Consider the following 10,623-nt stretch of genomic DNA (forward strand, 5'->3'; position numbering starts at 1 on the left):
ATCGCCCCCACGGCAGCCTAAAGTCAAAAACACCTATCAGTCGCCTCGCTCTAACCGAGGACAACCTGTTGAGGCTCCACACCTAAGCTGCAATGGGCTATTGAGACGCTAGGGCCGATAGAGCAGTCCCAGCCGATTACCACGTCCGGACCCAGCACCACATGGGCGCCTATTGTGGTGCCGGCTCCGATGAACACCCGATCTCCGATGACAACACCAGGATCGAGCACGACGCCGGCGCCGATCTGCGCCAATGGATGCACAAAACATCCCCCGGTGACATCAGGGCTGCCCAAAAGCGGCGCGGCTCGCAATGCCTCGGGGTGTAGCCGGGCAAGCACCTTGGCATAAACAAGGCGGGGGTCCCGGACGGTGATGGGAACCGTGCCAGGCGGCACCAGATGGGCGAAGCGCTCCGTGACAAAGCAAGCGCCGGCCTTGGTGGTGCGCAAGGCGTTCGTGTAGCGTGCATGATCAATGTACGCGATATGCCACGACCGTGCCGTCTCAAGGCTCGCCCCGCTCTGCAGAAGCATGTCTGGATTGGCAGCTGCGGGCAGCAGCACTCCCGCCTCTTTGGCGAGTTCGGCTAAAGCTAATCCGCTCGGCTGAAAGATCGGCGGCACGGTCAGGCTCGGTTCATGGCAGGACTGGTTTGGTTTGATTTGCATTCATCAAAGTGTCGGTCGGCCTGTCGGGGGGCAGGGGAGTGCAGGCCGACCGACTTACCGCGGGTCCGCATGCGGACGACGCAGTCCATAAATCCGGATGCCCGGCGATGGAGTTGGTCGATACAAATTCTACTCTAGCTCTGCGGGCGAGCTGGCTTGTCCGTCCAGGACGGCGGCAAACCGAGTTGCCCGCCTGCGAAATCCTTCAGGCCGGGCGACCGACCGAACCTTTCGCAAGCCTGATATTTGGGTTTGCCGCCGAGCCCGGATTTCAGCTTCTGATAAGACGGAAGCTTCGGGAAGCCAAATTTGAATGGTGTTTTGCCCGTGACAAGCATCTTGGAAAAGTCACTTCCGAAACTCTCCGCCAGAGAGTAGGCATCGCCAATCTGTGACATCCGCGCGCCTGTTGTCACGAAATTCGCGCCCTTCGACCACACCATGGCAGCCGCCTGTTTTCCATCCTTCGTGGTCGCCTCGGCCTCGACGGCAAGCCCGCCCAGTCCTAACGGAATCCTCGGGACAGGGACGGAGGAGGACGCGAACGAAGCCCCAATCGACGCCGCGGTCGACAGGCCGGCGACTGTGGCGTTCGTTGGCACAATGCGGGTGACCGTCGCATGAACAACCAGATCGGCGCTTTCTCTGTCGTCCGTGACTACGAAGCGATCGCTGACGCCAACGCAGAGCGCACGGCTAACTACGGTTGCCACCAAGGCCTGATCGGCGGGCTTTATGGAGGATTGCGCTGCGGTTGGCGAAACCAGCGTAGGCTCAATGTACACTGTTTTGCTTACGTTGAGATCCTCGGGGACAGCCTTGTACTCTGCCTTTCTTATTCGCCCGTCGACCTTGGTGAGACCGTCATAGGAGGCCAGCGAGTTGTCCGGCTGGAGTGGCACCGAGGTGCAGCCGGCAACTGCCGATACAAGCAGCGACGGCAGAAGCGCGGCGCCGATCGATCTATGCTGCAGCCGACCGGCAGCCTGGTTTGTATGGAAATTTGGCACTTCGTTCTCCTGTTGGGGCTTGGGGAATGGAGGGAGGCAGGCGGGTGGCTACTGCATCTGTTTCGCTGGCTGATCGGCAGCAACCTTGTCGGTGAACACGGGCCTGTCTTGCCACAGGCTGCCACGAGCCATTTTTGTGTATCCCAGGTTGTAGACGGCGCGCATGTAGTCCGTGTTGAACGGATCGGTCATGCTGTAGGGGAGCTGCTTGTCGATCGAAGCCACGCGAAATCGAATGCCGTTCTTTTGGGCGTAGACGTAAGTGGCCAGCAGCGCACTGCGGGTCTGTGACTTGACAAGGGTGGAATTCGCCCTGGCCATGACAGAAAACGTATTGTTCGTTGTCGTGGTAAATTCTGGCATGAGCGCATTGTTGATGATGATGTACATGTTGAACTTGAGGTTCTTAGGCAGGACGCTTTTGTCCGAATTGGCTATCCACCCCTCCGGGATCGTCAGGATCTGGGTCGCTGAACCGCCGTCGGAGTGCATTTCTTCAAACGCCTCCCCTCCAGCTTCGGCGCGGATGAGCACGGCCGGATAAATGCCGGGGATACTTGCCGAGGCGATGAGTATGTCCTGGAAGAGTTTCAGCGAACCGGGCCGCCCGCTGCTGGCGATGGCGCCCATGTTCCAGATCACCGCTCTTTGGGAATCGAGGTTGGAGGTCAAAACAAGCAGTCGTCGCCCCTTGCGGTGCTCAGCCGCGATTTTTTTCAGTATGTCTCGCGTCAAATAGCGCTCGACCATTTTGCGAAGCGGCTCCTGTTTCAGGAGACTTGCTCCGAAGAGGCCTTTCGGTAGGAAATCCGCATCGACCAACTCCTTGGCGACACCGCTTGTATAGAGATCCACGAGGGGCTGGTCGTAGGCCGAGCCTAGGAAGGCGTAAGGCGCAATTAGCGCGCCCGTGCTGACACCGCTGACCATCTCGAATTCCGGCCGCTGTCCATTGTCCGACCAAGCCTTGAGCGCGCCGACGCTGAATCCGCCTGCGCCACCGCCGCTCGACAGGACGAGGTAGTTGATTTCCTTGTGTCTCGGGATGGGCAACCAGGTTTGCGCGTCGCGCAGTTTCCGGGCCGAATCTGCATAAATACGAATGTCGCTGAACCCTTGGATGCTGGCTACCGTCGCAGCCTTTGGCCCGTAAACAATGCGGTCCGGCGCCAAACAGCCCGCAAGGAAGGCCAGCAGGACGATGGCCACCAGTCGATGCATGTCTACCGCCTTGTCCCGGGCCATCGCCGGAAGGAACCATCAAGGTCTCCACCGGCGGTCGGCATACCCGCGACCGCTGTTCGCAATCGCGTCTGGCGGCATTAATCCCGATTTGTCGTTGCCGTGGGTTTTGTATTGTTAAGAGTTGTTTCGCCCTGCAATCCTCGCCGGCAAACGCTCTGCGCTTAAGAAGCCGCGCCGCCGAGTCGAAGGCCGCGGCCGTCAATGGTTTGACTTTTTGAAGGAACGGGCTCGGCGAAGATCGTCGCACAATGTGCCAATGCCGGGCTGGTACCGCATCTTGCGGTCGGCGGAAGCTATGCGGATGCTTCCCCGGCCGACCTTAGCACCGACTGAGCTGGTGCTGATGGCGGACGTTTCGGCGCTGCCGGTTTGGCTCTTGTTCGTTTTGGTTGACTGGAAAGCGCGCCCTTTCCCCACAGGCCGTTCCCGACGACGCTTACGCCAACACCCGGATCAGATCGGCAGAGATCTTCTCCGCCAACATGATCGTGGGCGCGTTAAGATTCGCCGTAGGGATCGTGGGGAAGATCGATGCGTCCACCACCCTCAGATTGTCGAACCCGTGCACTTTTCCGGACGAGTCCACAACACTCCCCTCTCCCCTCCCCATACGCAACGTGCACGAAGGATGATAGCTGGATTTCGCGACCCGTTTTGCCCAGGACAGCAACGTCTTATCGGTGCGACAGGCGACCTGTTCCCCGACCTCGCCCTTGAGCTTGGTCACCATGCTGGGCTGGTTCATCAAGTCGCGCAGCTGCCTGAGCGCGACAACCGCCAGCTTCCTGTCATGCTCTGTTCGTAGGTAGTTGAACCGAAAGGCCGGGGGAGCAAAAGGATCGGCGCTACTCAGCCAAACAAGACCCGTGCTTGTAGGCCGCTGAAGGCTGACAAAGCACTGAAACCCTGGGGCAATGCTGATTTCGCCGGCGCCGAAGCTCGATCGCGCCGCAAGACATTCTATCTGCCTATCTGCACATCGGGCCGGCTCACCGTCTGGTCGGACGATAGCATGGCTCCTACCTCGAAAAGACCTGAGGTCCCCGGGCCGCGCCGGGATAGTAGCCATTCCAGACCCGGCGTAAGTCCTCCACCAAAGGGCAGGGTTTGAGCGGCCGACTCGCGGGAATCCTTGACTTCATATTCAACACAGAAACAGATGTGATCGCTTAATCCCTGACCAACTGCCGGCAAGTGAGAGACGACCGGTATGTCTAGCTGTCGCAAATGGTCCGCATGTCCGACACCCGACAGCATGAGCAATTGCGGCGAGACTAATGCTCCTGCGCAGCAAATGGCCTCCTGATGGACCGGGATCGTGATGCGGGTGCGGTTTTTAACTACCTCGACCGCAACACAACGATGGCCCTGGAAAATGATGCGAACTACGCGCGCGTTGAGCAAGACATCCAGATTTGGCCGGACCGGCCGATTGTGGAGATAGGCGAAGGACGCACTCATTCGGCGCCCGTTGTCGATGTTGTGTTGGATGCGATGGACGCCGCTTAGATAAGCCGCGTTGTGGTCGTGATTCACGCCGTGACCTGCCTCCATGCCCGCGGCAAGAAAGGCCTGGAACAGAGGATTGTCGGCTTTGGAACGCTCAACCTGAATCGGGCCTTGGCCTCCCCTGAACCGGTTGTCGCCACCCTCGAAAGTCTCAGACATTTTGAAGAACGGCAGAACCTCATCGTAACTCCAACCCTGAACGCCATAGCTTGCCCAACTGTCGTAGTCTTTCCTGTTGCCGCGCGTCCAGTTCATGCGACCGATAGACGAAGAGCCTCCCAACACCTTGCCGCAGGGTTGATAGACGCCGACGTCCTGGCCCCTCCTCATCTCGGGCATACCGAAATATTTCCAGTTATACCGATCGCTTATCAACGGAAGACCTATGGCCGCAGGCATGCTTCCATCGGTCGACTGGTCGGACCCGCCCGCCTCAATGAGAAGGACCGTTCGGGCAGAATCCTCTGCCAACCGGCTGGCCACCACACTACCGGCCGAACCAGAGCCGATGACCACGTAGTCGTATCCTCCTTTCCTGGGGGACCGCACGACTTGGATCATCTGGGTTCCCTCGATCCATGGTTAAACGGCCTGGCAACCCTGCCCAACGGGGAAGGCCACCATCGCGTCGACGGTGCGCCTGAGCTGCTGCAGGATCAGGTTGTCTTCAGAGCGGCCAGCCGCTGACGTCCGCAGTTTGATGTGGGCTGGGTCGGCGGTGGATGGCTGACGACAAGCTCATCGTTCACTCCCGATCGCGTCCGATCTTCTGGCGATCCGGTAAACCTGCGCAGGCGGCGCGTTTGCGAAGACCCATTCCATAAACGTCGCCTCAAGCCCGATCCGGTCGAGAACGGTGTCAGGTACTGGGCACCGCCAGCCGTAAGTGAACTGATAGACGGCTCCTCCCGGCCGAAGAATGTGAAAAGCGCCGTACAGAATGGCGAACACACGCCAAGCCGGCATAGTAGAAAGCGGGAGGCTGCTGATCACCGTGCCTATTTTTTCCCCGTCAAAGGGATTGCATCGCCGCAACTCCGTTGCGTCGATATCCAGCAACGCGGCAGCGGGGAACTGCCGACGTAGCACGCGGGCAAGGGACGCAGCGTTTTCGACGAGCGCAATGCGCTGCTGAGGCACGCCGCGTATGATAAGCTGTCGGGTGAAGACACCGGTTCCGGGCCTAAGCTCAACCACCGGAGACTGCGCAGAACCTATTTCGCGAGTCATTGCCACTGCCAGAGCTCTCCCGGAAGGCACGAGCCAGGCCGTCCGGAAGGTATCCGACATCCAGGTTCGAAATAGAGTAGTAGGATCCAACATTGCGGAGCTCCGCATACCGACAGGCAATATTTGTTATCCGTAAGCCTAAGGCGGAAAACGCCGATCAGGCAGCAGAGTTAAGGGCTGGTGCTGGCCGGAAAGTGTCGAAGGGGTAGCGCGGGAGTTAGTACGGAAGTCCTAGAACCTATAGCCCGCCATGAGCATCCCTGAAGGCTGCACTGTTTTCCGAACAATCGGACTGTCCTTCGCGTCGCCCGTGAGGAAGCCAACCCCTGCCTGCCCGCGCACAAACCAGTTTTGCGATGCCATGTACGTTACCGAAGCTTCGATATCGAAGCGCTTATGCCCTGCACCTGCATCGTACTGCCGCAACCCCGATCTTGCCGACTGCAGAGCAGTCACCCCAAAGTAGCTTTGCATATGATTTTTGTCTGCGAAGGTCGCCGACACGCCCGCAGAGAGAATAAATGCGTTGTAGTGATGGGAAACGTTTGCGCCGATTTGACCAATCAGGCCGTCACTGCCCCCGAACGTCCTGTCGACAGATGTATAAATTTCCATCGGCCCCATTTCGTATGAGATCTGCGCTCCGACGACGCCGCCGCCGTCAATGTCACCGAGGCCTTTCAGGTGCTTGGAGTCCTTTTCCTTTCGCCCTCCGCCTATGTCATAGCCGCCCTTCACCGAGACCTTGAAACCGTTGGATTCTAGCACATCGATGCTCAGGCCGCCCGGATCAATGGTAAGACGACCAATGGTTGCGGAGATCATCGGTAGCGGGACGAGTTCGAACTCATCGGATCCTTCGTATTTTGGCGCGTACATAGCTCCGGCGGCAAGCATCACGTTCCAGTCGGCAAGCTTCACGTTCCAGTCGGCAAGCTTCTGGCGTATGGGGCCGTACCGTCTCTCGTCGACAGCATCCGCAGAGGGCACTGTTGCAGCCGCTTCATTCTCGAACGGTTCAGCTGCGCCTGCTTGGAACGGCAAAAAAGCCACTGCTGAGAGGCTCGTGGCGACAAGAGCATCCCGCGAGCGGGTTGAGCGAGACTTTGTGGCTGGCATGCGAATCGTCTCCTGGGGATGGTGGAGGTATTCAAAGACGGCAAAAGGGAAGCCCGACACAGTCGTACCTCCAGCGCACGCACTATCTCGGACTACGACATTGCTTTGGGTTTAGTGATGTTAAGACATGTTGCGGCTCGACCCGTCTGGGTTGCTATGGCGGGGTAACAATCGCGCGGCCTTCGCTCAGATCACGCACATCAGGAGCCAACTAAAAACTGTGCTTTAGACGAGTTGGCTCAGCAACTGTGCTACACCGGCAATCAGCCCCAACACCAACAGCAACAGCAAGGTATTCACCGACCATTTGATGACGAGGTACAAGGGGCGGTTCGTCGACTTCAGCGCCCTGGTGCCTGCTAGGAACGGCGCGAGCCCCGCAAAGACCCTGTTGGCGAAGCCACGATGGTCTTCCGGGGTATTAGGCACCACCGTGGCTCGTGTCAGGCCTTCGTAGAAGAAATTGAACACTGCACCCACCGGGTTCAAGGGCCTTTTGACATCGCACATGAGGATGAGGCGATCGCAGTCGGTATCGTTGCGCACGAAGTGCAGGTAGGTCTCATCGAACATGATGGCCTCGCCGTCGCGCCAACTCAACTTGCGGCCATCGACATTGATAAAGCAGGCGTCGGAGTTCGGGGTGACAAGACCGAGGTGGTAGCGCAGTGACACGGCGATCGGATCGGCATGCCGTGTCAGTTGCGCGCCCTTGGGAAGATAGGCAAACATCGCTCCATGGACGCTTGGCACGCTCTGGAGGATCTGGACCGTCTTGGGGCAAAGGCGTTTTGCTGAATGGTGCTCATATCCGTACCACTTAATGTAGAAGCGGCTCCAGCCGTACTTGAAGAACGTGCGGAAGCCGACGTCATAGGTTCCCGCCGTGCCCGGTCGTTTGGTGGCGTCGAAGTAGTTCTGGCGCAGCAGTTCAAGGCCTTCCTGGCGAATGGTGTGCCAGTTTTGACGCAGCACCTCGAGTTCAGGAAAATCGGCCGGGTCGAGAACAGCCCTTGATCCGTGCGGCAGCGTTGTCATGTACAAGGCACAATTCAACGGCGAAAAAATTGGCCATCCCTTGCGGATGTATTCAGACAGGCTTTCGTAGCGAACTTCACCCCGGAAGCGGTAGACGTACACGGTGCTCGCGGCCACTAGCGTGACCATGACGACAAGAATTAGCATGAGATTTGCCCAGAATGCGCCAGTTGCCGCGATGTTGAGATGCTTCCGTTGCGCCGACCCAAGTCAGACACTTCAGAATGTGTTCATCCGAGGCGCGCTCGCACGTTCGGATGGCGGCATTAGTCCAGATTCGTCGTTGCATTGGATTTTGTGTTGTTAAGAGTTGTTTTCGGTCCAGACGATTCATCACGGACGGTCGCCGGACGACCATCCGGCCGATGAGGGCCGGAGCCAAACCTTGCTCGAAATGATCTGCTATGCTGGGAGCGTGCTTGCTATGGCCGCTTCGGCCTACGACTTTCGCCTGACATCACTCGCTGCGCGGGGGATTCCAAGCTTCAACTTTCGCGTTCGACGAATGATCAGCTAAAACGAACGTTTGGCAGCTATCACGACTTCGTCGACTAGGTCTCGTCTCAGCAAATCGATGGGAATACTGCCCTCGAGGTAAGGTGAAGGGCGAACGAGCCATGACCACGCAAGCCTTGGCTGCTTTGCCAGCGCGAACACTTCAGGTATTCCGGCAACGGGTCTGCCGTCAACGAACTGGGCCAGCGGGAACACGTGCCGGCCGAGGCCCTTGCGCAATGCGATAACCTGGTTGCGTTTCTGCCAGCGGTGCAACGTCGATCTCGGAATCTGCAGATTTTCCTCGAGGTATGTTGGCCCGACAACCGCGCCTGCCCAGTCTTCAAGACGCATCGTGGCAACATCGGCGAGTCGCCATCGCGTCAAATAGGGTTCAGACTCTCGCCCCGCATTCACTCGCGCCAAATCGGCATTTGTTTGTTCAGACGGCCCTGTGCCCCTGGATACATTGTCACGAAGAAACTCCGTCTTGCGCCTGAATTCGGTTACGGGCTCGAAGTAGGTAACAGAGTCCGGTTCGCGCGTTGCGCCGCCGAGCTCGCTTTCGTTTCCCGAGCTTGCCACCGCACCTTCTATTACCTGCCTGACGTCCGTAGTCTCGTGATCATAGGTCACCATGCAACCCCAGCGATACGGGCTTGGGCCTCCGGGATGATCCGCGCAACGGAAACTGTCCGCGCTGATAACACCCGGAACCTTCATCACCTTGTCGCGATACAAATATGCGCGCTGATCATCATCGGACCCCATCAAGGCTTTAGTCAGGATGATCAGCTTACGAGAGCTCATAATCGGACCTCTATTGCGATTTAGGTGGAAACCTTTTTAAAATAACGGTCTCCATTGCTTTTTAAAGCAATAATTTGTTTGAATAGATTTAGAAATATTTTCTGATATTTCCATTCTTTTCGATTTTGATCGAGCGTTTCCACCATTGCCTCTCTGACCTAGAGCGCCTGAGATGCCGTTGCTTTGCGGCGATTGAACGAGAGGGCCGGGCCCTAGTCGAGTGCTACCGCGATCTGCCTTTTCTCTACTACCGCGCAGCGCCGGAAAGCTAATGCAGTCCGACGGTCATGCGAAAAGCCGGAAAGAAAACGGTCCGCGGCGCCCGCCGCGGACCAAGCCAGACCAGACGAAATCTAGAACGAGCGCTGCATGCGAAGGATACCGCCGACACCATCGGTCTTGGCGTGATACACGCTGGCACCCTTGTTGTAGTAATCGACTTCTGCCGTGGCCGTGAGGCCGGGGACGAGGTCGTAGGCAACGTTGGCAGCGACACCGAGGGTCTTGCCTTCGTCATACGAGGCCTGGAGGTTGAACGAAGTCTTCTCGTTGAACTTGTAGGTGCCACCACCCCAGACTGCCCACTCGCCATCCCATAGCTTGTAGAAGTTGTGAGCAGCATTCGAGTCCGAACCGTAGCCGCCGATAACAAACAGCGACAGTTCGTCGGTGGCGTTCACGTCCAAGCGAACTTTGCCCGCCACTTCTTCATAGTTGCTGTCATAGGCGATGACGCCAGTGACCGCGCCCCAGCCCTGCGTGTACTTCACGCCGCCAACGACATGCGGGACATAGCTGTCGATCGTCTCGGCGCCAGCGCCCTCTTCGAGCGAGACCACGGCCGAAAAGCCGTTGCCAGCGTCGAAGTAGTACTGGATGACGTTGGTGTCGAACGAGCCGTATGGGACGATCGTGTCGTCGATGACGTTGCCGGCGTAGCCGATGAACGTATCGAAGGCTGATTCGTCCTTACCGACGCGAAGACCACCGAGCTGCATCCAGGCGAAGTTCAGCGATACGTCCTTGTTACCTGCCTGCCAGCCAGCGCCGCCAACCAACGGGCCAGCACCATCCGGGTCAGCATAATCGCCGCTGCTGTTGCCGAAGTTGAACCGGGTCTCGGTGTAGGTCTTCAAGGTGCCCATCTCGGTTTCCTGACCGGTGTAGGTCCTCAGCGTGAAGCGGGCCTGCTTGTAGTAGGTGTCGTTTGTTTTGCCGGTTTTGAGATGATCCGGAACGTTCTGCGCGCCCTCCCGGTCACCGACGCCGACGTCGTAGCGGATGTAGCCGCCGATGCGCAGGCAGATTTCGGTGCCGGGGATGTAGAAATAGCCAGCGCCGTAGACGTCGCAAATCTTGACGTATTGAGCAGGTTCCGGCTCGGCAACGACGACGGCGTCGGCGGCGCGAGCACCGGAAACTGCGACCAGGGCCGCAGCTGAGCCGAGAAGCAGGCTCTTGATGTTCATTTTCTGACCTCCAGTGAAGTTAAAAGG

At 58.2% G+C, this 10,623-nt stretch carries 10 protein-coding genes; all 10 read right to left on the minus strand.

Annotated features, from left to right (window positions below; genetic code table 11):
* Nucleotides 1-50 precede the first annotated feature (50 nt).
* Complete coding sequence (locus NKH01_RS23735) at nt 51-671, minus strand: LpxD N-terminal domain-containing protein (protein WP_353022704.1); 621 nt, start codon at nt 669-671, stop codon at nt 51-53.
* A gap of 134 nt (nt 672-805) precedes the next feature.
* A complete protein-coding gene (locus NKH01_RS23740; RefSeq protein WP_353022706.1) occupies nt 806-1,573 on the minus strand; it encodes a DUF3313 domain-containing protein in 768 nt (255 codons plus the stop codon).
* Nucleotides 1,574-1,729: 156 nt separating this feature from the next.
* Nucleotides 1,730-2,902 (minus strand): patatin-like phospholipase family protein, encoded by a 1,173-nt coding sequence (locus NKH01_RS23745; RefSeq protein ID WP_353022708.1) that lies wholly within the window; start codon nt 2,900-2,902, stop codon nt 1,730-1,732.
* Between the two features lie 460 nt (nt 2,903-3,362).
* The gene (locus tag NKH01_RS23750) at nt 3,363-3,995 is read right to left on the minus strand and encodes a GMC oxidoreductase (protein WP_353022710.1); all 633 of its coding nucleotides are present in this window, start codon (nt 3,993-3,995) and stop codon (nt 3,363-3,365) included.
* Nucleotides 3,887-4,996: a GMC family oxidoreductase gene (locus NKH01_RS23755; RefSeq protein ID WP_353022712.1), complete on the minus strand. Its 1,110-nt coding sequence runs from the start codon at nt 4,994-4,996 to the stop codon at nt 3,887-3,889. The genes NKH01_RS23750 and NKH01_RS23755 overlap by 109 nt, the downstream gene beginning before the upstream one ends.
* Nucleotides 4,997-5,173: 177 nt before the next feature.
* Nucleotides 5,174-5,665, minus strand: a complete 492-nt coding sequence (locus NKH01_RS23760; RefSeq protein WP_352788875.1) for a class I SAM-dependent methyltransferase — start codon at nt 5,663-5,665, stop codon at nt 5,174-5,176.
* A gap of 231 nt (nt 5,666-5,896) precedes the next feature.
* Nucleotides 5,897-6,784: a MipA/OmpV family protein gene (locus tag NKH01_RS23765; protein WP_353022714.1), complete on the minus strand. Its 888-nt coding sequence runs from the start codon at nt 6,782-6,784 to the stop codon at nt 5,897-5,899.
* A gap of 225 nt (nt 6,785-7,009) precedes the next feature.
* The gene (locus tag NKH01_RS23770) at nt 7,010-7,969 is read right to left on the minus strand and encodes an aspartyl/asparaginyl beta-hydroxylase domain-containing protein (protein ID WP_353022716.1); all 960 of its coding nucleotides are present in this window, start codon (nt 7,967-7,969) and stop codon (nt 7,010-7,012) included.
* Nucleotides 7,970-8,335: 366 nt separating this feature from the next.
* Entirely contained in the window at nt 8,336-9,127 is a 792-nt protein-coding gene (locus tag NKH01_RS23775; protein ID WP_352515605.1) for an antitoxin Xre/MbcA/ParS-like domain-containing protein, read from the minus strand.
* A 353-nt stretch (nt 9,128-9,480) separates the two neighbouring features.
* Nucleotides 9,481-10,596, minus strand: coding sequence for a porin (locus tag NKH01_RS23780; protein ID WP_353022718.1), 1,116 nt, complete (start codon nt 10,594-10,596; stop codon nt 9,481-9,483).
* Between the last annotated feature and the right edge of the window lie 27 nt (nt 10,597-10,623).

This window comes from Mesorhizobium sp. M1403 (genome assembly GCF_040317695.1).
GTDB lineage: Bacteria > Pseudomonadota > Alphaproteobacteria > Rhizobiales > Rhizobiaceae > Mesorhizobium.